Raw genomic sequence first — 23,973 nt, 5'->3', positions numbered from 1 at the left:
TACCGTGATCAGGCCGACCGGCACCCGCCGGCTCAGAACGTGAGCACCGCCCGTGCCACCCGTCCCGCCTTGGCGTCCGTCCGGGCCTTCTCGAAGTCCTCCACCGGGTAGACCGCGGTCACCAACTCGTCGAGCAGCAGACGGCCTTGGCGGTACAGGTCGGCGTACAGGGCGATGTCGTGCTGGGGGCGGGCGGAGCCGTAGCGGCAGCCCAGGATCGACTTGTCCAGGTAGAGGGTGGAGACGCGGAAGGACGCCTCGGCGGCGGCCGGGGGCACACCGAGGAGGATCGCCTGGCCGTGCCGGTCGAGGAGGTCGACGGCCTGCCGGATCAGCTCCACCCGGCCGACGCACTCGAAGACATGGTCGGCCCCCGTCGGCAGCAGCTCCCGCACCGCGTCCACCGAGGTCAGGAAGTCGGTCGCGCCGAACTCCCGGGCCATCGCCGCCTTCGCCGGGTTGGCGTCCACGGCCACGATCCGCAGGGCGCCCGCGAGCCGCGCCCCCTGGAGCACATTCAGGCCGATGCCGCCGGTGCCGATGACGACGACGCTGTCCCCGCACCGCACCCGGGCCCGGTTCAGTACGGCGCCCACCCCGGTGAGCACCCCGCAGCCGATCAGCGCGGCCGACTCCAGGGGGATGTCGCCGGGGATGCGGACCGCCTGGACGGCCCGGACCACGGTGCGCTCCGCGAAGGCGGAGTTGGCGGCGAACTGATGGACGGGCTCCGCCCCCGCCAGGGTGAAGGGCCGCTCAGGGCGCCCGAGCGCCTGCCGGCACATCGTCGGGCGGCCCCGGTCGCACTCCGGGCAGGTGCCGCAGTTGGCGAGCGTGGACAGGGCCACATGGTCGCCCGGCCTGACATGGGTGACCCCCGCGCCGACCGCCTCCACCACACCGGCGCCCTCGTGCCCGAGCACCACCGGCACCGGGAACGGGATGGTGCCGTCCACCACCGACAGATCGCTGTGGCACAGCCCCGCCGCCGCGATCGCGACCAGCACCTCGCCCGGCCCCGGCTCCCGTACCGCCAGATCGTCCACGACCCGCACCCGCCGGCCGTCGAACACCACACCCCGCATCACCCGACCCCCTTCGACTCCCTGGGCAGACCGAGCACGCGCTCGGCGATGATCGTGCGCTGGATCTGGTCCGAGCCGCCGTAGATGGTGTCGGCCCGGGAGAAGAGGAACAGATGCTGGTCCGCGTCGATCCGGTACGGCTCCTCGGCCGACCACTCGCTGGGCCCCGCGGCCGCCTGCGCGCCCCGCACCTGTACGGCCAACTCTCCCAGCCGTTGGTGCCAGTTGGCCCACAGCAGCTTAGCGACGCTGGGCGCGGCGGGCTCGTTCGCCCCGCCCAGGGTGCGCAGGGCGTGCCAGCGCATGGTGCGCAGCTCGGCCCACTGCCGCACGAGCCGGTCCCGGATCAGGGGGTCGCACACGGCACCGCAGCGTACGGCCGTCTCCACGACCCCCCGCAACTCCTCCGCGAAGCCGATCTGTTGGGCCAGCGTGGACACCCCCCGCTCGAGGCCGAGCAGGCTCATCGCCACGCGCCATCCGTCGCCCTCCGCGCCGACGACATGCTCCGCCCTGGCGCCGTCGAAGAAGACCTCGTTGAAGTCACTGGTCCCGGTCAGCTGCCGGATCGGCCGCACCTCGATGCGGCCCGGCTGGTCCATCGGCACGAGCAGGAAACTCAGCCCGTGATGCCGCCGCGACCCCTCCTCGGTGCGCGCCAGCACGAAGCACCAGTCGGCCTCCCGGGCGAGGGAGGTCCAGATCTTCTGCCCGGTGACCCGGTGGTGGTCCCCTTCGCGTACGGCCTTCGTCCGCACCGCCGCGAGATCGGAACCGGCGCCGGGCTCGCTGTACCCCTGGCACCAGAGCTCTTCCCCGGCCGCGACGGGCGGCAGGAAGCGCCGCTTCTGCTCCTCGGTCCCGTACCTGATCAGCGTCGGCGCGAACAGATTCTCCCCGATGTGCCCCGCCCTGGCCGGCGCACCGGACCGCGCGTACTCCTCGGCCCAGACGACCTGCTCGGTGAGCGACCCGGTCCGGTTGCCGAACCCACCCTCCCCCCAACCGAGCCCGATCCAGCCGTCTTTACCGAGGGTCCGTTCCCAGTCCCTGCGGCCGACCACCGGATCGACATGGCCCGCGAGCCACTCCCGTGCCTCACCTCGAAAGGCTTCGTCCTCTTCACTGAACCCGAAATCCATACGACCCGCCTCCGCTGACGATCCGGCTGCTTGAGGCGCCCTGAAGGGGCGCGGGGAACTGCGCGCTCAACCACCAAGCACCCGCACCCGCCGATGCTCCACCACCCCCGAGCCACTAGGCGTTCGGCCGAGACCGGGACCTCGCCGCCTCCTCCATCCCCGAAAGCTGGGACAGCATCGGCATCGGATCCACCCCCACCGCCCCCGGCAAGAACTCCGCTATCCGCTCCGGCGTCCAGGACCCACCCTCGGCATAAGCCGAGCGCAGCTCACACGGCTGGGCCCACACCGCGATCTTCGCCCCCGCCACCGAGTACACCTGCCCGGTGATCCCCTCCTGCGCCGCCCGGTCCGAGAGCAGATACACCACCAGCGCCGCCACATCCTCCGCCGACCCCATCCCGGCCAGCTCCATGGGCACGTTCGCCGACATCCGCGTCCGCGCCACCGGCGCCACCGCGTTCGCCGTCACCCCGTACTTGTGCAGCCCCAGCGCCGCGCTGCGGACCAGCGAGATGATCCCGCCCTTGGCCGCGCTGTAGTTGGCCTGGGACACGGAGCCCTGGTGGTTCCCGCTGGTGAATCCGATCAGCGTCCCGGACCGCTGCCGCCGCATCACCGCGGCGGCCGCCCGGAAGACGGTGAACGTGCCCTTGAGATGGGTCGCGATGACCGGGTCCCACTCCTCCTCGGTCATGTTGAACAGCATCCGCTCGCGCAGGATCCCGGCGACGCACACCACCCCGTCGAGCCGCCCGAACGCGCCCACCGCCGTGTCCACGACCCGCTGTCCGCCCGCCATCGTGGAGATGTCGTCGGCGACCGCGACCGCCTCCCCGCCCGCCGCCTCGATCTCCTTCACCACGGCCTCGGCGACCTCGCTGCTGGGCGCGGTGCCGTCCGTGGCGACGCCGTAGTCGTTGACGACGACCCGCGCCCCCTCCCTCGCCGCCGCGAGCGCGACCGCCCGGCCGATCCCCCGCCCCGCACCCGTGACGGCGACGACCTTGCCTGCCAAGAAGTTCCCCACGCCCGGCCCCTTCCCGCGGTTTCTGACGGTCCGTTAGATTCTATGGCGCGGCTCACGCGCGGACACAAGCCCCGGGGAGGCACCGGATGGCACTGCCGCAGGAGTTCCACGAGATCGCCGAGCGCGTGAACAACTGGGGGCGCTGGGGCGCCGAGGACGAGATCGGCACGCTCAACCTGATCACCGACGAGGTGGTGCGCGGCGCCGTCGCCGAGGTGCGCGCGGGCCGTCGTATCCCGCTCGCGCTGCCCCTCATCCATGACGGCGTGCAGACGGGGGTGATCCCCGGCCGGGTGAATCCGCTGCACGCGATGACACAGCTCAACCAGGAGCTGTTCGGGCCCGGCACGGTGGCGTGCAGCGACGACGCCGCGACCCTGGGCCTCCAGGCGGGCACGCACTGGGACGCGCTGCCCCATGTCTCGCACGGCGGCCGGCTCTACAACGGCCGCCCCGCGGCCACCGTGACCGCGCACGGCGGCGCCGAGTTCGCCGGGATCGACAAGGTACGGCCGGTCGTCTCGCGCGGTGTGCTGCTGGACGTGGCGGCGGCACTGGGCGTGGCGCGGCTGGCCGGGGGGCACGCGGTCACGCCGGAGGAGTTGGCGCGGGCGGAGGAGTTCGGCGGGGTGCGGGTGCGCGCCGGTGACATCGTGCTGGTGCGCACCGGCCAGGTGCGGGTGTATCTCGGCGGCGACCGGCACGGGTACGGCTATCCGTCCCCCGGCCTTTCGATCCGTACGCCGGAGTGGTTCCACGCCCGCGATGTCGCCGCCGTCGCCAACGACACGCTCACATTTGAGATCTTTCCGCCCGAGATCGACAATCTATGGCTGCCGGTGCACGCACTGCATCTGGTGGAGATGGGGATGCTCCAGGGCCAGAACTGGAACCTGGAAGAGTTGTCCACAGCCTGTGGAGAAAGTGGGCGGTACGCGTTCCTGCTGTCGGCGATGCCCGAACCGTTCGTCGGCGCGACGGGATCGCCGGTGGCCCCGGTGGCGCTCCTCTGAGGGTCAACGCGTGACGATCGGCGCGTGATGGTCGACGCGTGATAGTCAACGCACGGTGGCGGCGGGCCGGTTGGCGGCGCGGTCGCCCCCCTGCGCCGCACGCCCGCGCCGCCGTCCGGTGCGACCCGCTCTCGGCGAGGACCCCTGGCCGCCGCCCGGCCCTCGCCGTCCCCTCACGGCGAATCGACGCACACCAGCGTGTTCAGCCGAGCACGGATCGTCAATGCCGGGGTGGCAATTCAGGACATGCGGCCGGTTCACGACGCCCGCGCACGGAGGCATCCCCCGGCGCACCGCGACGCCCCGGGGTCACACCGCTTCGAAGGCGAAATCCTCGTACGCGGTGGGACCGCCCCCGTACGCCACCGCCGCGCTCTCCTCGCGGCGCGCGCCGCCGTCCACCTCGCACCAGATGCTCTTGCCGCCACCCTCGCGGCTCCAGCCCCAGCGGTCGGCGAGGCAGTCCACGAGGGCGAGGCCCCGGCCGCCGGTGGCGTCACCGCCGACGCAGCGCGGCACAGGGGCGCGCGAGCAGGTGTCGGTGACCTCCACGCGCACCGTGGGCGAGGGCGCGGCGGGGGCGTGGGCGCCCGGCAGGGAGAGCCTGAGGACCGCCGGACGGCCGGTGTGCACCACGGCATTGGTCACCAGCTCCGAGACGAGCAGGACCAGCGTCTCGGCCACCGGCTCGTCGGCCGCTATGCCCAGCCCGTCGAGCCGCGAGCGGGCCCACTTCCTGGCACGCCCCACCTCTGCGGGGTCGGGCCGGATCTCCAGCTGCACTTGAAGCACCTGCACCGCTCACACCATCCGAACCGGCGAGACCGCGACCCCGCGCCACCGAACCGCCCCGGCGCGAGCCGTGACGACGATCACGAGGGCCACGATCGTAGCCATTTCCTGCATGGCCTGGACAACAGCCAGAGCAAGGGTCACGGAACGTGATCTCCTTGCCTCACAGCATGGTTGACGTACAGTCACCCCAACAAGCGCTTCGGGCATATTCCCTCGCGAAGGAGTACGCGTAGGGCATACTGTGCGACGCTTGCGGCGGGGAGTCGAACAGCCGGGGGCCTTGCCCCGGTCCACCCCGCGAGCAGCGGCGCGCATCGGATGTCCCGGCGCCGCCCCAAGGGCACCGCCGGCATCGCCCGCGTTCGCAGCCACTCGCATCCCACACAAGGTACCGGAGCACCCATCGACTCCGGGCCGTGACGAGCCCTCACGAAGGACACAACCCGGTATCAACGCTCTGTGATTCCGAGAGGCCACGATCCGCGACATCTTGGGCCATGGCTTCGCTTCCGGCGCAGGGCAGCAACGCTCAGGCGAGCAATCTCGCGGCAAGCAACTCCTCACTCTCCGTGATATCTCCCTTGCGCTGCGCACGCACCCACGCCCGTTTCAGATGCAGATGCACGTCCGCCTCCCAGGTGAAGCCCATACCGCCGTGCACCTGGAGGCAGTCCCGGGCACCGCGCACGGCGGCCTCGTCGGCGAGCAGCCGGGCGGCCGCGATGTCGCCCGGGTCCCCGGTGACGGCGGCCGCGTAGACGGCGGCCCGCGCGGTCTCGGCGCGCACCAGGAGGTCCGCGCACAGATGCTGGACGGCCTGGAACGCCCCGATCGGCCGCCCGAACTGCTCGCGGGTCCGGGCGTGTTGCACCGCCAGTTCGCTCAGCCGTACGGCACTGCCCAGTTGTTCGGCCGCGGTGAGGAGGACGGCGAGGGGATCGGCGGCGGGAGAGTCGGCGGCGAGTGGATCGGCGGCGGCCGCGTGCGGGACCCGGTGCAGAGGGGTCAGCGGATCGACCGACCGCAGCGGTACGGCTCCGGTGACGTCCCCCCGTACGACATCGGCCGCGTCCAGCCACTCCACCAGCCGCCCGTCGACGGCGGCCACGACCGTCTCCCCGTCCGCCGCGCCCGCCACGGCGCCGGCCGCGAGGTGCGTGGCCACCAACGGGCCCGGCAGCAGCGCCCGCCCGGCCTCCTCGAAGGCGAGCACGGCCTCGGGGCGCCCGAGCCCCACCCCGCCCGCCGCCTCCGGCAGCGTGAGCGCGAAGAACCCGGCCGCCCCGAGCGCCCGAAACAGCTCCCGGTCGAGCCGTCCGGGGGCGTCGACGGCCGCACGCAGCGCCTCCCGGGGAAACCGCCGCTCCAGCAGCCCCCGTACTCCCTTCTTCAACTCAATCTGATCTGCGCTCAGTTGGAACCGCACCCTCATCTCCCCTTCGGCAGCCCCAGCATCCGCTCGGCCACGATGTTGCGCTGGATCTGCGAGGTGCCGGCCGCGATCGTGTACGACAGCGAGGACAGCCGGTCGAGCACCCACGGCCGGTCCAGGTCGAGGGCGTCCGGACCGAGGACGGCCGCGGCGGTGTCGTACAGCTCCTGCCGTGCCCCCGAGTACCGCAGCTTGAAGACGGAACCGCCGACCCCCGGCACTCCCCCGCCGGCCGCCGCCTCGCTGACGTTCCACTGGGTCAGCCGCCACAGCGCGCGGAACTCGCCGTCGAGCCGGCCGAGCCTGCGGCGCAGCGCGGGGTCGTCCCAGCGGCCGTTCTCCCCTGCCGTACGCGCCAGTTGGCGAAGGACGCGGCGGCAGGCGACGACCTCCCCCACGAAGGCGGTGCCGCGCTCGAAGGAGAGGGTGACCATGGTGACGCGCCAGCCGTCGTTCTCCGCGCCGACCCGGTTGGCGGCCGGTACCCGCACCTCGTCCAGGAACACCTCGGCGAACTCGGCGGACCCGGCGAGCGTGCGCAGCGGCCGTACGGTGATCCCCTCGGCGTCCATCGGCATCGCGAGCCAGGTGATGCCCCGATGGCGGGGCGCGTCCGGGTCGGTGCGGACGAGGAGTTCGCACCAGTCGGCGACCTCCGCGTGCGAGGTCCAGATCTTGCTGCCGGTGACCACGTAGTCGTCGCCGTCCCGGCGGGCGCGGGTGCGCAGCGCCGCGAGGTCGGAGCCGGCGTCCGGTTCGCTGAACCCCTGGCACCACACCTCCTCGCCGCGCAGGATCGGCGGTAGCCAGCGGGCCCGCTGGGCCTCGGTGCCCTCGGCGGCGACGGTCGGACCGGCGTGCAGCAGCCCGACGAAGTTCGCCCCGACATAGGGCGCGCCCGCCTTCTCCGACTCCTCCAGGAAGATCATCCGCAGCGCCGGGGAGGCGTCCCAGTGGACGTCGGCGTACCCGGCGTCGTACAGCCTCCGCTGCCACCCGAGGTCGTAGGCGCGCCGCCCCGGCCAGTCGGCGGGGTCCGGCTTCGGCGGCAGGGCGGGCAGCACCTCGGCGAGCCACTCCCGCAGCCGCGCCCGGAACCGCGCCTCCTGCGGGGTGTCGGAGAGGTCCATCACCGGTCCAGGTCGAGGCCGAGCATGCGGATGGCGTTGCCGCGCATCAGCTTGTACACGGTCTCCTCGTCCAGGCCGCGCACATGGTCGAGGGCGACCTCCTCGGTGTGCGGGAAGGTCGAGTCGACGTGCGGATAGTCGGTCTCGAAGGTGGCGTTGTCACGGCCGACGACGTCGATCGAGGCCACGCCGTGCTTGTCGCGGAAGAAGCAGCAGTAGATCTGGCGGTAGTAGTACGTCGACGGGGGCTCGGGCACCAGATCGCGCACCCCGCCCCAGGCCCGGTGCTCGGCCCACACGTCGTCGGCGCGCTCCAGGGCGTACGGCACCCACCCCATCTGCCCTTCGGAGTACGCGAGTTTGAGCTTCGGGAAGCGCACCAGGACCCCGCTGAAGAGGTAGTCCATCATCGAGGCCATCGCGTTGTTGAAGCTGAGGGAGGCCTGGACGGCGGGCGGGGCGTCAGGGGAGGCGGCGGGCATCTGGGAGCTGCTGCCGATGTGCATGTTGACGACCGTGCCGGTGTCCTGGCAGACGGCGAAGAACGGATCCCAGTAGCCGGTGTGGATGGACGGCAGCCCGAGGTGCGTCGGGATCTCGGAGAAGGTGACGGCCCGCACCCCGCGCGCGGCGTTCCGCCGTATCTCCCCGACCGCCAACTCCACGTCCCACAAGGGGATCAGGCACAGCGGGATGAGCCGCCCCCCGCTGTCGCCGCACCACTCCTCCACCATCCAGTCGTTGTAGGCGCGCACACAGGCGAGGGCGACCTCCTTGTCGTGCGCCTCGGCGAAGGTCTGCCCGCAGAAGCGGGGGAAGGTGGGGAAGCACAGGCTCCCCTCCACATGGTTGAGATCCATGTCCGCCAGCCGCGCCGTGGGATCCCAGCACCCCTGTCGCATCTGCTCCCGGGTGATCCCCTCCAGGGTCATCTCGTCGCGGTCGAAGCCGACGGCGGCGATGTTGCGCTTGTACGGGAACTTCAGGTCCTCATAGATCCACCAGTCCGTCGCGGGCCCCTCGGGATCCATGGAGATCTGGTACTTCCCGCCCACATAGGCGAGTTCACCGATCCCGGCGGTGAGCGGCTGCGGCCCCCGCTCCCGGTACCTCGCCGGCAGCCAGGTCTCGAAGAGGTGGGCGGGCTCGATCACGTGGTCGTCGACGCTGATGATGCGGGGCAGTTCGCTCGCCATGGTTCCCCTCCGCCGGACCGGTCCTGTCTGACGCTACGTCAGCTAGCATGCCACATACCTGACACCCCGTCAGTAAACTGTCCCGGGCGGCAAGGCAGGCGACGACCATGGAAGCCCCGTCCCCTCTGGCATCCGTGAACGAGACCGCACTATCCCTGAGTTGTGCCCGCACCCTGTGGGAGCTGGCCGCCCGCCGAGCCGCCCTCACCCCCGACCGCCCGGTCTTCCTCCAGTCGTCCCGCTCGCTGACCTTCGGCGAACTGTGCGCGCGGGCGGAGCGGGTGGCGGCGGGCCTGTACGCCATGGGGGTGTGCCCCGGCACGGTGGTGGTCTGGCAGCTGCCGACCCGTATCGAAACGGCCGTACTGTCCCTGGCACTGGCCCGCCTCGGCGCCGTCCAGTCCCCGCTGATCCCCTTCTACCGGGACCGCGAGGTGGCCTTCGCGCTACGGCGCTCGGGGGCTTCGTTCTTCGCGGTCCCGGGGGTGTGGCGCGGCCACGACCACACGGCGATGGCCCACCGCCTGGGCGCCCCCGGCGTCTTCCCGGCCTACGACACCCTCCCCACCGGCGACCCTTCCACCCTCCCCTCCCCACCCCCCTCCGGCACCCAGGTCCGCTGGATCTACTGGACCTCGGGCACCACCTCCGCCCCCAAGGGCGTCCTGCACTCCGACCGCTCCCTGATCGCGGCGGGCTCCTGCCTGGCCCACGCGCTGCGGCTGCGCCCGGACGACGTCGGCTCGATCGCCTTCCCCTACGCGCACGTGGGCGGCGCGGACTACCTGGTGATGCTGCTGCTGTACGGCGTCCCGGCGCTGCTCCTGGAACACTTCGCGCTCCCGGACTCCCTGCCGGAGTACCGCCGCCACGGGGTGACGGTGGCCGGCGGCTCCACCGCCTTCTACTCCCTCTTCCTCACGGAACAGCGCAAGCGGCCCGGCACCCGTCTGATCCCCACCCTCCGCCTCCTCGCGGGCGGCGGCGCCCCCAAGCCGCCCGAGCTCTACCACCAGGTGGTCCGCGAACTGGGCGTCCAGCTCACCCACGGCTACGGCATGACCGAGGCCCCGATGATCACCATGGGCGACCCCGCGGACACCCCCGCCAACCTGGCCACGACGGAGGGCCGCCCACCCGCGGGCATGGACATCCGCATCGTGGACGGCGAGATCCACCTGCGCGGCGAGGCCGTCTGCCACGGCTACCTCGGCGCCTCCGACTCCCCCTTCACCCCCGACGGCTACCTCCCCACCGGCGACCTCGGCCACCTCACCCCCACCGGCCACCTCGTCCTCACCGGCCGCGCCAAGGACGTGATCATCCGCAAGGGCGAGAACATCTCCGCGAAGGAGATCGAGGACCTGCTGCACGGACATCCAGGGGTGGGGGACGTGGCGGTGATAGGTCTGCCGGACGCGGAGCGGGGTGAGTTGGTGTGCGCGGTACTGGAACGCCGTCCGGGCGCATCAGAGTTGACCTTGCCGGAGGTCGTGTCATACCTCCGCACGCACGGCTTGGCCACGCACAAGCTTCCCGAGCGGCTGGAGGTGGTGGCGGAGCTGCCGCGGAACGAGACGCTGCGGAAGGTACTCAAGCACAAATTGCGCGAGCGGTTCGAACCGTCGTAATTCAGGGTGCCGATCTGCGACAGCTCCGCACCCTCACGTCTTTCGAGACCGTTGTCTTAGCGCGCTCCAGCCACTTCAGCATCCGTGCGTACGACAAGGGTGACGCGCTCGCCCCTCGTGATCGGGCGAACGCCGTGGATGTGGTCGCGGGTGGCGGGGAAGGCGACCAGGGTGCCGGAAGGGGGCTTGAAGTCCTGGGCAGGGTTTTCGAAGAACAGCTCGCCTCCGCCGCACAGGGGTTCAGCATGACCAGATCGCGGTGTTGCGGGACATGCCGCTCCACCAGCCATGTGCCCCACTGATGCGCGTAGGTCGAGAGGTCGAAGCCGTCCTCGCCGGGCCGCACGATGACGACGCCCGATCCCCCGCTGGAATAGCGGGCGGGTTTGACCACCACGCGCCCGGAGCCACGAGCGAGGTTGAGGACGTCCGTCAGTGATACCGCCTCGCCGTCAGCGGTGGTTCCGATGCGGCGGTCGCCACTCGCGATCAACTCCGGCTGCGGGATGCCCGCCGAGGCCAGGATCCTCTTGCAGGACGTCTTGTCGTCCAGGGCGACGGTGTCCCGGTTCACATGGGGCAGAAGCCGATGGAACAGGACGGTCTCCGGCAGGAACGCGCGCACCGCCTCCGCGGACATCCCACGTCCGTATGCGCCGTAGCGGAAGTAGTGGAAGGGCAGGCAGCGCCACCGCGCGGAGACCTTCACCAGATCCACGGCGATGCGGGCCGTGCCCTTTCTGCCCTCCCGGCGAAGCATCACGGGGAGGTGCTCGCGGCTCATCTGCCGCACCTGGTAGGGGAGGAATCGTACGCCGGACACACGGGTGAGAACCCGGGTTCGGAGCCACTCCTCGGTCAGCGCCTGGCGGTGGTTGAAGCCGCGGTCGGCAGCCCGTCTCATGACGCTCACGTTAGAGAGACGGTGAGCGATGCGGCCAGCGATGTGCGCCAATGTGCATACAACCCACCCAACGAGTGATGTAGCCGATTCTTGACCTTGACAACCTTCCTGCGAGACAGGGAAGTTGATGCACATCGGCGCACGAGGAGCAGTATTGGAGATGGTCATGCGCTTAGAGTTCATCGGTGTCGACCCGAACACCGGGCAGAGCGGATCACCTACCGTGTGGGTGGACGAGGCCAACGCGGACATCGTGATCCAGAGCTACACGGCCGACGAAGCGACGCGAGGGCAGTGCGTGCAGAACACCGCGCCTGGGCACGCGAAAGGCATTCCCGACCATGAGAGCGTGATCCGGATTCCGGCCCGCCTGGTGCCGATGCTGAGGGGGGCCTGCGATGCCGCAGAACGTGCCCAGCTTTGACGAACTGATGGAGGCCGTCCAGCACTCGGCGGTCCACCTCGAAATGCGTGACCAGTACGCGGTCGGCGACGAGGCCGACGACTTCAACGCGTGGCTCGACACGGGCCACAGGGACCTTGACCCCGCCTCGGAGTACTGGTCGCCCTGGGTGGACCTGATCTCCCGTGCAGTCGCCCGGGGCGTGGTCGTACGACGTGCACGCGTCGTCTCCGAGCCGGTCACCGACTACATCCGTTATGAGCATGCGGGCACGGTGGTCAACATTGTGGCCGGCGAGCAGGTGCGGTGGTTGGCGCGCCCGCGCGCGGTCGATCTGATGCTGCCGGGCGCGGATCTGTGGATCTTCGACGGGACGCAGGTTCTCTTCAATCACTTCACCGGCGTGGGCGAATGGGCCGACCCGCCATTGGAGTTGCGTTCCGAGCCGGGTATCGTCAAGCAGTGTTCGGACGCCTTCGAGGCAGTCTGGGAACGCGCCGTCCCCCACGAGATCTACGAGATCCACTGACAGAAGTGTCGTTGGCCAGTTCATGACCACGTCTCCATCCTCCTCCGCGCAAGCCGCCCGCCAGAACGTGGCCCGGCGACTGCGTGATCTGAGGAGGAGTGCAGGCCTGACGGTCACCGAGCTGGCCAACGAGTGCGGTTGGCACCACGCCAAGACGTCGCGCATCGAAAACGCCCGCACACCTCCCTCTCCGACCGATATCCGCCTGTGGTGTCGTGCGAGCGGCGCCACGGACCAGGCGGCCGATCTGATCGCCGCCTCACAGCACGCGGAGTCCCTGTACCGCGAGTGGCAGCAGCGGGTGCGGGCGGGACTGGCCAGGCTCCAGGACAGCTACGTCGAGCTCTACCGGTCAACCGAGTTGCTGCGCGTGTACTCCCCGACCCTCGTCCCGGGGCTTCTCCAGACCGAGGGGTACGCACAGGCTCTGCTGAGCATCGACGCCCGCTTCCGCGAAGTGCCCAACGACGCCATGGAGGCTGCCGCGGCACGTGTGCGCCGGTCACAGGTGATCCATGAGCCCGGCCACCGGTACGTGTTCCTCATTGAGGAAGCGGTTCTCTACTACCAACTCGGCAACGCCGAGGCGATGGCCGCCCAGCTCGGCTATCTCCTCACCGCCGGCGCGCTCCCGCAGGTGTCGTTCGGCATCGTTCCGACAGCCACCCGTGAGCGCTCGATGTGGCCGAAGGAAACGTTCCACGTGCACGATGACACCCTCGCCTCTGTAGAGCTGGTCTCCGCCGAGGTGAACATCACCCAGCCCTCCGAGATCGCGCTCTATGTAAAGGCGTTCGAGCAGCTCCGGAGCATGGCCGTCTACGGCGCCGAGGCACGTGCCCTGATCGTGAAGGCGATCGACGCGCTGGGCTGACGCCGGTGCCGGTCGTACGTCCTCAATGCTTGAGCACGTACGGCCGTACCACGTTGTCGGCGGTTTCCCAATGTGGTCGGTAGGGATGCGTGGTGCTCTGCCAGCACGCCTCGTCGCACAGGATCGGCAGCCGGTGGTTGGCCGCGCGGTTGCGTTTGGCCCAGGGGCACCAGCGGGCGTCGGAGCCTCGGTGGCGCAGGGCTCAGCCCTTCTCCCCGAGGATCTCCGCAGCCCCCGCCGGCCGGGCCGTCCGTGACAGCAAGCAGGACGACGGCCCCCTCCTCACCTTCTCCCACGAGACCTGGATGGACTTCCTCCACCAGTTCTCGTAGGACGCGCAGAACAGCGAAGGGCGCCCGGCGGCACGTACTCCGCCGGGCGCCCTTTCCTGTGTCACATCCTGCTCAACGACGCCGTCGCATACAGCACATCCCTGATCGCCTCCTTGTCGCCGAGTTGGCCCGCCGCCGCTTCCTCCGGGAGGAGGTGGCCCGCGGCCAGGTGGCAGAACTCGACGGAGTCCAGGGCGACGTGGGCGACCTCCCAGTCGGTGGAGGGGGTGGCGGACGGGGAGTCGAGGGGGATCAGCCAGTTGCCGCCGGCGGGGCCCTCGATCTCCAGGCGGAGGGTGCGGCCGGGGTGGCCGGCGGGGGTCAAGTGGCGGATGGTGCGGGGCGGGGTGGAGAGGCCGGAGCGGCGGCGGGCGGCCAGGGCGCCCGGGAGGAGGCGCACGGCGAGGTCGATCATCTTGTTCAGGTGGCGCGGAGCCGGCGGGCGGTACGGATAGTCGACCGCGTCCGCGATGTCCTCCGCGTGCACCCAGCAGCCGAACGCGCGGTCCAGCATCGCGTCGTGCAGGGGGAGTTCGAAGCCGCCGTAGGGGACGGTGAGTCCGCGTGCGCTGCCTCCGGTGAAGGAGACCGTCCGCACCAGGGCGTGGGTCTGCTCGCGCCAGGGCGCGTGGACCGCGCGGGTCTGCGGGAAGGGTGTGGACCGCCAGTACGCCTCGGTGCGGACCGACGGGCCCGCCGCCCCGGGCGCGTGGCCGAGCGGGTCGTCCAGGCCGAGTGCCGTCGCGATCACCCCGTCGACCGCCAGGAGGTGCGCGATCACACCCGCGACGGTCGTACGGCGGGTCGTCTGGGCGTCGTCCTCGAACCACCGCAGCCGCACCGGCGCATGCCATTCCGCGTCGCCGAAGTCCTGGAGCAGCGCGTCCAGGCGGGCGGTCTCCGCGTCGTACGGCGCGGCCCACTCCGGTACCGGGATGCGCGGTGGCCGGCGGTCGAGGCAGGCGTCCAGGACGCGGGTGCGCAGCGCCGGGTCCAGGTCGAGGGTCTCGGGCTGGTGCAGCAGGCCGACCGCCTCGCGCAGCCGACGGGCCTCGTCGGCACAGGCACCGCAGTCGCCCAGGTGGTGCTCCACCGCGTCCGTCTCCGCCGCCGAGCACGCGGCCAGCGCCCACGCGCCGAGCAGCGACTTCAGCACGTCGTGCGGCAGAACGAGCGGCACGGACACGTCCTCGCCCCGGCCGGCGGGATCGGGCAGCGGGCGGCCGCCGTCCTCCACGGAGGCGCGGGGCGTCGGTATCCGCCGCTCACGGGGCTCCCCGAACTCCACCCGGAACTCCTCCGCGCCGCTCATGCCGCACCGCCGTAACCCGGGGGCGCCCCCGCGTCATGGGCGGTGGACAGCAGTTGCAGGCCGAGGCGGAGCCGGCGGCGCGCCTCGTCCTCGGTGACGCCGAGGTCGGCGGCGGTCTGGCGGTAGTCGCGGCGCTGGAAGTACGCCAGTTCGAGAGCGCGGCGCAGCGGGACCGGCATGGAGTGCACGATGTAGTCGGCGCGGGCGGCCACGGAGGCACGGCGCACCTTGCTCTCCAGGTCCTCCTCGCCGCCCATCAGATCCTCCTCGCCGCCCAGCAGGTCCTCGGCGCCGTCCGGTCCCTCGTCCCGCCTCCGCTCCTCCCGGTCGCGCAGGCGCTGGACGGCCACCCGGTGCGTCACCGCCGCGATCCAGGTGCGCAGCGGGCCCCGCTTCGGGTCGTACGTCTCGGGGTGTTCCCAGATATGGGCGAAGACCTCGCGGGTGACGGCGTCGGCGGCCTTCTCGTCGCCGAGGACACGGTGGGCCAGGCTGTGCACCAGGGAGGCGAACCGGTCGTACGCCTCACCCAGGGCGGCCGCCTCACCGCGGGCGAGCCGCTGCTGCATCTTGCGGTCCCAGCGTGGTGGCGCGTCCATCTTGGCCATGGGGTCCCCTCCCCTCGCCCGTCGTCCGGCCCGCCGGTGTCCGTGCGACCGTGCGTCCGTTGTCCCGAATGTAGTCGGCACCACCGACAAGGCACGTCTCTTTGTGTCAAAGCGCACCGCGGGAGCGCCGCAGGTGATAGTGCCCCCTTCACACTTTCCCCACAGACGGTACGTGTATATCTGATCGAAGCGGATCGCTAGTGACTGAAACAAGCCCCTAATCGATCACGTGCTGTTTGCCGCATTGAGTTTCAGGGAAACGCGGCTGGGCAGCCGCGCGGAATGAAACGTAGGAACGGCTTCCGGTTCCGGGCGGTTCCGGGAGAACCCGCGAGCGGAGGGGCTGGGCCGTGGCATTCAATGTGACCGGCGTCGAAAAAGGCGAATGGGCCGTGCTCCAAGTGCGCGGCGAGCTGGACCTCATGACCTCGCCGGTGCTGCGCCAACGCGTGCACGACGTCGTGGCCGAGGGCCACCACAGCCTGGTCGTGGACCTCTCCGACGTCTTCTTCTGCGACTCCAGCGGCGTCGGCGTGCTCATCGCCGCCCGCCGGCTGATCCGCTCCTGCCAGGGCCAGCTGCGGCTGATCCTGCCCGACCGGGGCGCCGAGGAGGGCTCACACGTCAACCGGGTGCTCGGCGCGCTCGGTGTGCGCCGCCTCTTCGACTGCCACCCGGACCTCGACGCCGCCACGACCGACGAAGCGGATCCCCTGTCGGCCTGAGCCACCGTGCCCGGCGCGCCCGACCACGTCCTCGTCGGCCGTGTCGCGGAATTCCCCCAGTCTTGGCACAACCCACTGTTTTCCGTCACTTTGCCGTCACCCACGCCGTACGCTCCGTGCGAGTAACACCAGATCACCCCCCACGCACGTAAGGCGGCACGAACAGACATGGTCAGCACCGAGTACGAGCGCAGGATCGCCGCCCGGTTCGCCACCTTCGACCAGGACGGCAATGGATTCATCGCCCGCGAGGACTTCAACTCGGTGGCCAAGGCGCTGCTCACCGAGTTCGCCGTGACCGCGCGCTCCGACAAGGGCCAGGCGCTGTACGCCGGTGCCGAGGCGTTCTGGCAGGGCATGGCCGGGATCGCGGACCGCGACGGGGATCAGCGCATCACCCGCCAGGAGTTCGTCGGCGGCGCGGTCAAGCGGCTGCGCGACAACCCCGACCGGTTCGCCGAGATCGCCCGCCCCTTCCTGCACGCGGCGCTGGCCGTCGCGGACGCCGACGGCGACGGCCGGGTCACCGTCGAGGACACCGCGCGGCTGCTGCGGGTGTGCCAGGTGCCCCAGGAGATCGCCGGGACCGTCGCCGCGGCCCTGGACACCGACGGCGACGGCGAGATCGACGAGCGGGACGTCGTACCGGCGTTCGCGCGCTACTTCACCATCGCCGAGCAGTGAGACTACGAACAGCGGCCCGGTAACCGGTCAAGGGGTCAGACGAAGACGGCTCGGCTCAGGCGAAGACGACCGTACGGCGCCCGTTCAGCAGGATCCGGCGCTCCGCGTGCCACTTCACCGCGCGCGCGAGCGCCTGGCACTCCACGTCCCGGCCGATCGCCACCAGCTGGTCCGGGGTCACCCCGTGCCCGACCCGCTCGACCTCCTGCTCGATGATCGGCCCCTCGTCGAGGTCGGCCGTCACATAGTGCGCGGTGGCGCCGATCAGCTTGACGCCCCGGGCGTGCGCCTGGTGGTACGGCTTGGCGCCCTTGAAGCTCGGCAGGAAGGAGTGGTGGATGTTGATGATCCGGCCGCTGAGCTGCTTGCACAGATCGTCCGAGAGCACCTGCATGTAGCGCGCGAGCACCACCAGCTCGACCCGCTCCTCGCGGACGAGGTCGAGCAGCCGGCCCTCGCCCTCCGCCTTGGTGTCCTTGGTGACCGGGATGTGGTGGAACGGAACGTTGTAGGAGCCGACCAGCTCCTCGAACTCCGTGTGGTTGGAGACCACGCCGACGATCTCCACCGGCAGCGCGCCGATCCGGGCCCGGAACAGCAGGTCGTTCAGGCAGTGCCCGAACTTGCTGACCATCAGCAGGATGCGCATCTTCTCGTCGGCCCGGTTGATCTGCCAGTCCATGCGGAAGGAGTCACCGATCGCGGCGAAGCTCGCGCGCAGCTTGTCCACGGTGACCGGCTCCTCGGCCGTGAAGTGGACGCGCATGAAGAACAGGCCCGTGTCGTGGTCGCCGAACTGCTGGCTGTCCTCGATGTTGCAGCCGGTCATGAACAGATAGCTGGACACGGCGTGCACGATCCCCTTCTTGTCCGGGCAGGACAGGGTGAGGACGTACTGGTCGGCCGGGGCGGCGGCGGGCGCGGACTGCTCGTTCATGCGACTCAGGGTCCCACACACGGCCCCGGCGACGGGGTCGGCGTCCGCTGAACGGACCAGGCCACGGTCACGCGGACCGAGCCACGGTCACGCGGACGGGCCCCGATCACGCGGACCGAGCCCCGATCAGGCGGACCGCGTCACGATCCGCAGCACTTCCAGGCTCTTCGGCGGGGTGTCCGGCTCCTCGCCGTCGCTCGCCGCCATCCGCACATGCGCGTCCCTCGCCGCGCGCACGGCCTCCGGCCAGCCCGGATGGTCGACGTAGGCGGAGACCGGCGCGTCCGGGCCGACCTGGTGCATGATCCGCAGCACCCGCAGCACGGCGGTGTCGACGAGCGCCGCCTCCTGCGAGTCGCGGAAGATCGTGCCCACGTATTTCTCCGCCGACCAGTTGTCCAGCCAGGTGTCCTCCACCAGCCGGTACACGGCGTCGGTGACGTCGCCGTAGCCGTCGACGCCGGCCAGCCAGACGTCCCGCTGGAAGACGGGGTCGGAGAGCATGTGCAGAGCCGATCGCACATGTGTGCGCCAGCGCCACCACGGCATGTCGTTCAGAGGCATGCCGCCCATGGTGGAGGAGCGACGGCCGCGACGGGAAGAGTTCTCCGAACCTTGCACGGTCACCGATCGTACGTTCATCGGCCCGCGCGCCGCATCGACCCCCGCAATTCACCCGGGAGTCACCTTCCGTCGACCGTGGATCACTCCCGGGTTAGCGGTGTGAGGGAATCGTGCGGGTTCATGACCGGCAGGCCCCGCACCACCCGCACGTCCCCCCTTCCCTCCGCCTCCCCCACGGCCCCTTCCGGCCGCCCCGGCAGGGCGTCCGCCCTGTCCCTGGGCGCGCTGGCCGTGTGTGCCGCGCTCACCGCAGGATGCGGGGTCCTCCCGTCCGTCACCGGCGCCGCGGACACCGTCAAGGTCATGACCTGGGCGCCGCAGGACACCGGCGCCACCAACAAACCGGGCATGCCGGCGATGGCCCTCGCCTACGCCAAGTGGATCAACTCCCAGGGCGGCGTCGGCGGCCGCAAGATCCAGGTCCTGACCTGCAACGACCACAACAACAGCGTGGACGCCGCCAAGTGCGCCCGGCGCGCGGCCGACGAGGACGTGGTCGCCGTCGTCGGCTCCTACAGCCAGTTCGGCGACTCCTTCCTCGCGCCGCTGGAGAGCGCCGGCATCCCCTACATCGGGGGCTACGGCGTCACCACCGACGAGTTCACCGGGATGATGTCGTACCCGGTCAACGGCGGTCAGCCCGCGCTGCTCGCCGGTCTCGGCCGGGCGCTGTCGGGAAGCTGCGGCCCGGTCTCGCTGGTCCGCCCCGACAGCATCGCCGGCGACGAGCTGCCCGCCCTGCTCGACTCCGGCCTGAAGGCGGGCGGGCACCCCCAGGCACAGGACCAGCTCGTGGCGGAGGACCTCACCGCGTACGGCACCCCGTCCGACAAGGCGCTGCGGTACGCGGCCGGCGACACGCTGAAGAAGGGCTGCGTGGTGCCCGCGCTCGGCGACCGCACGGACACCTTCATGGACTCCTTCAGGCGCGAGCGCGCGGACTACCCGGCGGTGCGGCTCGGCACGGTGCTGGGCAGCGTCGACCAGACGATGATCAACGCGACCGGCGGCTCCTCGGGGCCGTACGAGGGGGCGTACGTCACCGGCTGGTACCCGCCCGCGAACGACGCCCGCTGGAAGCAGATGAGGCAGGTGATCGACAAGGAGGCGTTCGGCGACAACCGCATCGACCCCGCGGACGCCGGGGTGCAGACCACCTGGATCGCCTACACCGTGCTGAAGGCCGTACTGGAGAAGATCGGCGCCGGCGAGGTGCGCGCCGACTCGGTGCGCAAGACGCTGGACGGCGGCCTGGCGGTCTCCACCGGGGGCCTCACGCCCACCCTGCGCTGGCCCTACGAGGGCAAGCTGGCCTCGGTCGGCTTCCCGCGGATGGTGAACGCCGACGTCACCCTCCAGGTGGTGCAGAACGGCGAGCTGGTCGCGGCCCGCGAGGGCGTCGGCGGGATCGACGGCACCGCCGACATGACCGGCACGCTGGAGAACGCGGACGTGGAGTAGGCCCCACGCCCGCGTTCTCCAGAGCCCACGCCCGCCTTCCCCGGAGCCAGGGCGGTCAGAGCTGGGTGGGCTGGCGCTGGGTCAGTCCGTACTTCACGGCGATGGCGTTCCACAGCGCCGCCGCCTTGACCTTCTGCTGGCTCGCGGTGCCGCTCTCGCGGTTGCCCGCCTGCGCCTCGTCGGTGGTCTTCGCGTGGCCCTTGTGGCAGGTCTTCTTGCCGCCGCCCTTGACCTGGTCGGCCCAGGCCGCGTAGTGGTTGTCGGCCGCGGCCGAGGCCTGCCACGCCTTGGTCAGGGCGGCCGTCAGGGCGGCGTTGTTCGGCAGCTTGTCCACGCTGAGCTTGCCGAGCCGGGTGACCAGCTGGCTGCGCTGGCCGGCCGCGCTGCGCAGATTGGTGGCGGCGCCGTCCAGGCTCGCGCACTGCTTGACGTCGGCCACCGACTTGATCACCGTGGCCCGGCTGCTGCCGCTGTCGGCGAGCACCTTGTCCAGCTCGACCGCCTGGGCGCGCGCCGGGTCGGCGGCGGGCGCGGAGCTCTGCGGGGCCGCGGAGGTGACGGCCCCCGTCTTGTTGTCGTCCGCGCTGTCCGAGGAGCCACCGCCCTTGCTGAGCAGCGCGCCCGCGCCCACACCGAGCACGACGATGCCGACGCCGACGGCCGCGATCAGGGGCACCTTCGACGGGCGGCGCCGGGGCCGCTCGTCCTGCCCGTCGTCATGGCGGGTGTACGGCGACGGGGGGCCGTCGTACGAGGGCTGGTAGGCGGCCGGCTGGTCGACGCGCGGGAGCTGCTGGGTGGAGCCGGCCGGGGCGTCAGCGGCCGGGCCGCCGCGGAAGAGGTTGTCGAACTCGGCGGGCGGCTGGCGGTCCCCGCCCTGGCCCTGCGCCGGATCCTGGCCCTGGGCCTGGTACGGCGGGATGTACTGGGTGGCCTCGGCGTCGGGCGACGCGGGCGGGGGCTGCTGGTTGCCCCCGAGGTAGCGGGTCTGCTCACTGGGCGACTCGGGCGGCAGCGCCCCGGCGGTCACCGGCGGTATGTACTGCGTGGCGCCCTCGTCGGCGGGCGCGGCGGGGACCGGCGGCAGATAGTGGGTGGCGTTGTCCGCGGCCGGGGGCAGCGGGGCCGCGTGGCCGGGGGCCGGGTACGGCGGCTGCTGGTGCTGCGGCTGGTGCGCCTGCTGCAGCGGCTGCTGGGGCTGCTGCTGGCCCTGCTGGTACGGGTCCTGCGCCCCGTACCCCGGCTGCTGACCGCCGTGACCGCCGTACGACGCCTGCTGCTGCCCGCCGTACGAGGGGGCCGGTGCGCCCTCCGGGGGCAGCGGGCCCGCGCCGGACGGGGGCCGGCCGCCCTGGCCGCCGTGGTCGCCCCACTGCTGAGCGGGCGCCGGGGGCCAGCCCTGGCCGCCCTGCGCTCCGGGCGGGGGCGTCTGCTGCTCGGGCCCCCAGGATCCGCCCCAGGCCTGCCCGCCGGCGGGCGTGGCGTTCATGCCCGGCAGCAGGGGCTCTCCTCCGTCGGAGGGCAGCACGATGCCTTCGCGCGCGGGCTGCGCCGAGAGCTCCTCGCCCTGTCCACTCTGCGTCACCGGGACTCCTACCAATGGGGGACCTTGTGAATCGTCGGGCCACGCTACCGGGTCCCCGGAGCCCCTTGCCACGTCCCTCGGTCCGCGGCCCGCCCACCCGTGACGGCAGTAACGGAACGGCCCCACGCGACGCTGTATATGGCACCCGGTGTGCGCCGGGGTGGTGTTCGCCACATGTTCACATCTGCGCGGGGCCGGTGTTCACGCGGCCTGCTGAAGATCCAGCCGGGCCCCGAATTCCCGTACGACCGCCTCGTCCCGGAAGGGTTCGAGGCGCTGCTGGAGGTCTTCCAGATACTCCGCGCCCCGGTTCGAGCGCAGCGTCTCCAGCAGTTCCACCGCCTTCATGCCGGTGGCGCAGGCCTGTTCGACCTCGCGCTGCTGCACCTGGGCGGTGGCGAGCAGCACATAGCCGATCGCACGCCGACGCGCCCGGGACTCGGGGTGTCCGGCCAGGGACTGCTCGGCGTAGCGCGCGGACTGCTCGGGCTGGCCGAGGTCCCGGTGGCAGTGCGCCAACTCGTCGGCCAGATAGGCCCCGTCGAAGTGCCGGATCCACACCGGGTCGTCCCCGGAGTCGTCGTCGCACTGCTCCATCGCGGAGACCGCGCGCGCGGTCGCGGCGCCCGCCGCGCGCCCGTCCCCGAGCAGCGCGTGCCCGCGCGCCTCGGCCGCGTGGAACATCGCCTCCACCCGGGGGGTCGCATGCCCGCGTGCGCCCTCCTGGGCGGCGCGCGCCAACTGGGCGATCTCGCGCGGGTTTCCGAGCTGGGCGGCGAGATGGCTCATGGACGCGGCCAGCACATATCCGCCGTAGCCGCGGTCACCGGCGGCCTGGGCGAGGCGCAGCGACTGGATGTAGTACCGCTGGGCCAGGCCGGGTTGGCCGGTGTCCACGGCCATGTATCCGGCGAGTTCGGTCAACCGGGCGACTGCGGCGAAGAGTTCGCGTCCGGTCGACTCGCGGTACGAGCCGGCGAGCAGTCCGGAGACGACGCTGTTCAGGTAGTGCACCAGGACCGGGCGCACATGTCCGCTGCCGAACTGGTGGTCCAGGTCGGTGAGGGCCTGGGTCATGGACCGGACGGCCGCCACGTCGGACTGGCCCACGCGCGGGCCCGCCTGCCGGGCCACCTGGGCGTCCGGCGCGGAGATCAGCCAGTCGCGGCTGGGCTCGACCAGCGCGGACGCGGCGACCGAGGAGCCGGAGAGGAAGTCCCGGCGCCCCACGTCGCTGCGCCACAGCTCGCAGACCTGCTCGATGGCGCCCAGCACCGTCGGCGAGAACTGGAGGCCGACCCCGGAGGCGAGGTTCTTGCCGTTGGCCATGCCGATCTCGTCGATCGTGACCGTGCGCCCCAGCTTGCGGCCGAGGGCCTCCGCGATGATGGCCGGCGCCCGGCCCCGGGGCTGCTGGCCGCGCAGCCAGCGGGCCACGGACGTCTTGTCGTAGCGCAGATCGAGGCCGTGCTCGGCGCCGCACATGTTGACCCGCCGGGCAAGTCCGGCGTTGGAGCACCCCGCTTCCTGGATGAGTGCCTGCAACCGTTCGTTCGGCTGCCTCGCGACGAGAGGCCTTGCGGCCATGTGCTACCCCCTGCGAACCCCTGGAGCGTGACCTTTCGGAAAGATCACTGCCCAGCTGACATACCGTCAATGCGTGACATGTGCGGTTTGCCGGGTACCGGCTGATGCCAACCCCACTCCTGGCTACCCAACTCACGCCCCGCCTCCTACCGCGCGCCCCCACCGGTGCACCCATGCGCCCCGGACGGGAAGGCGATGCTCCTCCCCCCCGCGGGGCAAGGGCCGTAACTCCAGGTGGGTGCGGGAGTTGAGTGGGACGTGGAAGAGACGATCGCGGCCGCCGAAGACAGTCAGATTGCCGGGCAGATTCCGCAGCAGCGCGGGGATTCGCCGCAGGAGACCGCCGTGCGCTACGCCGAGGAACGGCACTGGGACGTGGTCCCGGGGACCTGGCTGGAAGCCGTCCGCGGCGTGCCCCGCTGCTCGTGCGGCGAGGATTCCTGCTCTGCGCCGGGTGCGCACCCCGCGCGCCCCGACTGGGCGACCCAGGCGACGGGGAGCGCGACGGTGGTACGGCGGCTGTGGCAGAAGCAGCCGACGGCGGCGGTGCTGTTGCCGACGGGGCGCACGTTCGACGCGCTGTCCGTCCCGGAGACCGCGGGGTTCCTGGCGCTGGCCCGCCTGGAGCGGATGTCGCTGACGCTCGGGCCGGTCGCGCTCTCTCCCGACCGGCGGATGCAGTTCTTCGTGCTGCCGGGCGGTTCGGCGAAAGTGCCCGAACTGGTGCGGAATTCGGGGTGGGTGCCCGCCTCGCTCGATCTGGTGGCGCTGGGCGAGGGGGCGTATGTGGCGGCGCCGCCCACGCGGTTCGGGGGGCGCGGGGCGGTGCAGTGGGCGCGGCGGCCGACGCCGGCGAACCGGTGGCTGCCGGATGTGGAGGAGCTGATCTCGGCCCTCGCGTACGCGTGCGGCAGGGACCGGTAGCGGGTCGGCGCCGAACGGGCCGCCGTAGGC

24 protein-coding genes are annotated in these 23,973 nt (G+C 71.5%); 10 read left to right on the top strand and 14 right to left on the bottom strand.

Annotation, left to right across the window (positions count from 1 at the left end):
* Positions 1–32: 32 nt before the first annotated feature.
* From HEP81_RS21595 to HEP81_RS21585, 3 genes are all read right to left on the bottom strand, one after another.
* The gene (locus HEP81_RS21595) at positions 33–1,085 is read right to left on the bottom strand and encodes a Zn-dependent alcohol dehydrogenase (protein WP_037662179.1); all 1,053 of its coding nucleotides are present in this window, start codon (positions 1,083–1,085) and stop codon (positions 33–35) included.
* Positions 1,085–2,227, bottom strand: coding sequence for an acyl-CoA dehydrogenase family protein (locus tag HEP81_RS21590; protein ID WP_037662183.1), 1,143 nt, complete (start codon positions 2,225–2,227; stop codon positions 1,085–1,087). The genes HEP81_RS21595 and HEP81_RS21590 overlap by 1 nt, the downstream gene beginning before the upstream one ends.
* Positions 2,228–2,342: 115 nt before the next feature.
* The gene (locus tag HEP81_RS21585; protein WP_037662185.1) at positions 2,343–3,257 is read right to left on the bottom strand and encodes an SDR family NAD(P)-dependent oxidoreductase; all 915 of its coding nucleotides are present in this window, start codon (positions 3,255–3,257) and stop codon (positions 2,343–2,345) included.
* Positions 3,258–3,343: 86 nt separating this feature from the next.
* Here HEP81_RS21585 and HEP81_RS21580 point away from each other — a divergent pair, with 86 nt between their 5' ends.
* On the top strand, positions 3,344–4,270 hold the full coding sequence (locus HEP81_RS21580) for a cyclase family protein (protein WP_037662187.1): 927 nt from the start codon (positions 3,344–3,346) through the stop codon (positions 4,268–4,270).
* 309 nt (positions 4,271–4,579) lie between these two features.
* Here HEP81_RS21580 and HEP81_RS21575 read toward each other — a convergent pair whose 3' ends face one another.
* The 4 genes from HEP81_RS21575 to HEP81_RS21560 form a co-directional block, all read right to left on the bottom strand.
* On the bottom strand, positions 4,580–5,053 hold the full coding sequence (locus HEP81_RS21575; protein ID WP_037662188.1) for an ATP-binding protein: 474 nt from the start codon (positions 5,051–5,053) through the stop codon (positions 4,580–4,582).
* A gap of 541 nt (positions 5,054–5,594) precedes the next feature.
* A complete protein-coding gene (locus HEP81_RS21570) occupies positions 5,595–6,491 on the bottom strand; it encodes an acyl-CoA dehydrogenase family protein (RefSeq protein ID WP_037662190.1) in 897 nt (298 codons plus the stop codon).
* Positions 6,492–6,493: 2 nt separating this feature from the next.
* Positions 6,494–7,627 carry an acyl-CoA dehydrogenase family protein gene (locus HEP81_RS21565; RefSeq protein ID WP_037662193.1) on the bottom strand — a complete coding sequence of 378 codons (1,134 nt, stop codon included), beginning with the start codon at positions 7,625–7,627 and terminating at the stop codon, positions 6,494–6,496.
* Entirely contained in the window at positions 7,627–8,823 is a 1,197-nt protein-coding gene (locus HEP81_RS21560; protein WP_037662195.1) for an amidohydrolase family protein, read from the bottom strand. Before HEP81_RS21560 ends, HEP81_RS21565 begins: the two co-directional genes overlap by 1 nt.
* 107 nt (positions 8,824–8,930) lie before the next feature.
* Between HEP81_RS21560 and HEP81_RS21555 the strand changes: the two genes are divergently transcribed.
* Positions 8,931–10,454 (top strand): class I adenylate-forming enzyme family protein, encoded by a 1,524-nt coding sequence (locus HEP81_RS21555; RefSeq protein WP_398738252.1) that lies wholly within the window; start codon positions 8,931–8,933, stop codon positions 10,452–10,454.
* A 1-nt stretch (position 10,455) separates the two neighbouring features.
* Here the strand turns inward: HEP81_RS21555 and HEP81_RS21550 are convergent, their stop codons facing one another.
* A complete protein-coding gene (locus HEP81_RS21550) occupies positions 10,456–11,358 on the bottom strand; it encodes a D-alanine--D-alanine ligase (protein ID WP_051850579.1) in 903 nt (300 codons plus the stop codon).
* A gap of 166 nt (positions 11,359–11,524) precedes the next feature.
* Between HEP81_RS21550 and HEP81_RS21545 the strand changes: the two genes are divergently transcribed.
* The 4 genes from HEP81_RS21545 (at position 11,525) to HEP81_RS42170 (ending at position 13,496) form a co-directional block, all read left to right on the top strand.
* The gene (locus tag HEP81_RS21545) at positions 11,525–11,782 is read left to right on the top strand and encodes a hypothetical protein (protein ID WP_037662238.1); all 258 of its coding nucleotides are present in this window, start codon (positions 11,525–11,527) and stop codon (positions 11,780–11,782) included.
* On the top strand, positions 11,757–12,290 hold the full coding sequence (locus tag HEP81_RS21540; protein WP_037662201.1) for a DUF6879 family protein: 534 nt from the start codon (positions 11,757–11,759) through the stop codon (positions 12,288–12,290). Before HEP81_RS21545 ends, HEP81_RS21540 begins: the two co-directional genes overlap by 26 nt.
* A 22-nt stretch (positions 12,291–12,312) precedes the next feature.
* A complete protein-coding gene (locus HEP81_RS21535) occupies positions 12,313–13,164 on the top strand; it encodes a helix-turn-helix domain-containing protein (RefSeq protein WP_037662203.1) in 852 nt (283 codons plus the stop codon).
* A gap of 89 nt (positions 13,165–13,253) precedes the next feature.
* On the top strand, positions 13,254–13,496 hold the full coding sequence (locus HEP81_RS42170; protein WP_078967677.1) for a DUF397 domain-containing protein: 243 nt from the start codon (positions 13,254–13,256) through the stop codon (positions 13,494–13,496).
* Positions 13,497–13,557: 61 nt separating this feature from the next.
* Here HEP81_RS42170 and HEP81_RS21525 read toward each other — a convergent pair whose 3' ends face one another.
* Both HEP81_RS21525 and HEP81_RS21520 read right to left on the bottom strand, forming a co-directional pair.
* Entirely contained in the window at positions 13,558–14,808 is a 1,251-nt protein-coding gene (locus HEP81_RS21525) for a maleylpyruvate isomerase mycothiol-dependent enzyme family protein (protein WP_172636932.1), read from the bottom strand.
* Positions 14,805–15,416, bottom strand: a complete 612-nt coding sequence (locus HEP81_RS21520; protein WP_037662209.1) for an RNA polymerase sigma factor — start codon at positions 15,414–15,416, stop codon at positions 14,805–14,807. The genes HEP81_RS21525 and HEP81_RS21520 overlap by 4 nt, the downstream gene beginning before the upstream one ends.
* Positions 15,417–15,766: 350 nt before the next feature.
* On the opposite strand from HEP81_RS21520, the gene HEP81_RS21515 reads away from it, so the two are divergent.
* Positions 15,767–16,141: an STAS domain-containing protein gene (locus tag HEP81_RS21515; protein WP_037662211.1), complete on the top strand. Its 375-nt coding sequence runs from the start codon at positions 15,767–15,769 to the stop codon at positions 16,139–16,141.
* Positions 16,142–16,309: 168 nt separating this feature from the next.
* On the top strand, positions 16,310–16,825 hold the full coding sequence (locus HEP81_RS21510) for an EF-hand domain-containing protein (RefSeq protein WP_037662213.1): 516 nt from the start codon (positions 16,310–16,312) through the stop codon (positions 16,823–16,825).
* 55 nt (positions 16,826–16,880) lie between these two features.
* Here the strand turns inward: HEP81_RS21510 and purU are convergent, their stop codons facing one another.
* Entirely contained in the window at positions 16,881–17,762 is an 882-nt protein-coding gene (gene purU / locus HEP81_RS21505) for a formyltetrahydrofolate deformylase (RefSeq protein WP_037662215.1), read from the bottom strand.
* 126 nt (positions 17,763–17,888) lie between these two features.
* On the bottom strand, positions 17,889–18,389 hold the full coding sequence (locus HEP81_RS21500) for an SCO4402 family protein (RefSeq protein ID WP_078967678.1): 501 nt from the start codon (positions 18,387–18,389) through the stop codon (positions 17,889–17,891).
* Between the two features lie 117 nt (positions 18,390–18,506).
* On the opposite strand from HEP81_RS21500, the gene HEP81_RS21495 reads away from it, so the two are divergent.
* The gene (locus HEP81_RS21495; RefSeq protein WP_078967679.1) at positions 18,507–19,847 is read left to right on the top strand and encodes an ABC transporter substrate-binding protein; all 1,341 of its coding nucleotides are present in this window, start codon (positions 18,507–18,509) and stop codon (positions 19,845–19,847) included.
* 55 nt (positions 19,848–19,902) lie between these two features.
* Here HEP81_RS21495 and HEP81_RS21490 read toward each other — a convergent pair whose 3' ends face one another.
* Together HEP81_RS21490 and HEP81_RS21485 are read right to left on the bottom strand one after the other, a co-directional pair.
* Positions 19,903–21,432: a hypothetical protein gene (locus HEP81_RS21490; RefSeq protein ID WP_037662220.1), complete on the bottom strand. Its 1,530-nt coding sequence runs from the start codon at positions 21,430–21,432 to the stop codon at positions 19,903–19,905.
* 201 nt (positions 21,433–21,633) lie between these two features.
* The gene (locus HEP81_RS21485) at positions 21,634–23,019 is read right to left on the bottom strand and encodes an NsdA family TPR-like regulatory protein (RefSeq protein WP_037662222.1); all 1,386 of its coding nucleotides are present in this window, start codon (positions 23,017–23,019) and stop codon (positions 21,634–21,636) included.
* 258 nt (positions 23,020–23,277) lie between these two features.
* On the opposite strand from HEP81_RS21485, the gene HEP81_RS21480 reads away from it, so the two are divergent.
* Entirely contained in the window at positions 23,278–23,943 is a 666-nt protein-coding gene (locus tag HEP81_RS21480; protein WP_037662223.1) for a bifunctional DNA primase/polymerase, read from the top strand.
* Positions 23,944–23,973 lie beyond the last annotated feature (30 nt).

It is taken from the genome of Streptomyces griseofuscus (assembly GCF_014673495.1).
Classification (GTDB): domain Bacteria; phylum Actinomycetota; class Actinomycetes; order Streptomycetales; family Streptomycetaceae; genus Streptomyces; species Streptomyces murinus.
Note: the sequence above shows the minus strand (reverse complement) of the source record. Positions and strands in the feature narration are given on the sequence as shown.

What these genes read in the sequence shown, in the direction of transcription:
- HEP81_RS21495 (WP_078967679.1), top strand. Translation starts at nt 18,507, where the DNA reads ATGACCGGCAGGCCCCGCACCACCCGCACGTCCCCCCTTCCCTCCGCC.
- HEP81_RS21580 (WP_037662187.1), top strand. Translation starts at nt 3,344, where the DNA reads ATGGCACTGCCGCAGGAGTTCCACGAGATCGCCGAGCGCGTGAACAAC.
- HEP81_RS21560 (WP_037662195.1), bottom strand. Translation starts at nt 8,823, where the DNA reads ATGGCGAGCGAACTGCCCCGCATCATCAGCGTCGACGACCACGTGATC.
- HEP81_RS21510 (WP_037662213.1), top strand. Translation starts at nt 16,310, where the DNA reads ATGGTCAGCACCGAGTACGAGCGCAGGATCGCCGCCCGGTTCGCCACC.
- HEP81_RS21520 (WP_037662209.1), bottom strand. Translation starts at nt 15,416, where the DNA reads ATGGCCAAGATGGACGCGCCACCACGCTGGGACCGCAAGATGCAGCAG.
- HEP81_RS21590 (WP_037662183.1), bottom strand. Translation starts at nt 2,227, where the DNA reads ATGGATTTCGGGTTCAGTGAAGAGGACGAAGCCTTTCGAGGTGAGGCA.
- HEP81_RS21550 (WP_051850579.1), bottom strand. Translation starts at nt 11,358, where the DNA reads ATGAGACGGGCTGCCGACCGCGGCTTCAACCACCGCCAGGCGCTGACC.
- HEP81_RS21545 (WP_037662238.1), top strand. Translation starts at nt 11,525, where the DNA reads ATGCGCTTAGAGTTCATCGGTGTCGACCCGAACACCGGGCAGAGCGGA.
- HEP81_RS21540 (WP_037662201.1), top strand. Translation starts at nt 11,757, where the DNA reads ATGCCGCAGAACGTGCCCAGCTTTGACGAACTGATGGAGGCCGTCCAG.
- HEP81_RS21525 (WP_172636932.1), bottom strand. Translation starts at nt 14,808, where the DNA reads ATGAGCGGCGCGGAGGAGTTCCGGGTGGAGTTCGGGGAGCCCCGTGAG.
- HEP81_RS21565 (WP_037662193.1), bottom strand. Translation starts at nt 7,627, where the DNA reads ATGGACCTCTCCGACACCCCGCAGGAGGCGCGGTTCCGGGCGCGGCTG.
- HEP81_RS21535 (WP_037662203.1), top strand. Translation starts at nt 12,313, where the DNA reads ATGACCACGTCTCCATCCTCCTCCGCGCAAGCCGCCCGCCAGAACGTG.
- purU (WP_037662215.1), bottom strand. Translation starts at nt 17,762, where the DNA reads ATGAACGAGCAGTCCGCGCCCGCCGCCGCCCCGGCCGACCAGTACGTC.
- HEP81_RS21555 (WP_398738252.1), top strand. Translation starts at nt 8,931, where the DNA reads ATGGAAGCCCCGTCCCCTCTGGCATCCGTGAACGAGACCGCACTATCC.
- HEP81_RS21595 (WP_037662179.1), bottom strand. Translation starts at nt 1,085, where the DNA reads ATGCGGGGTGTGGTGTTCGACGGCCGGCGGGTGCGGGTCGTGGACGAT.
- HEP81_RS21485 (WP_037662222.1), bottom strand. Translation starts at nt 23,019, where the DNA reads ATGGCCGCAAGGCCTCTCGTCGCGAGGCAGCCGAACGAACGGTTGCAG.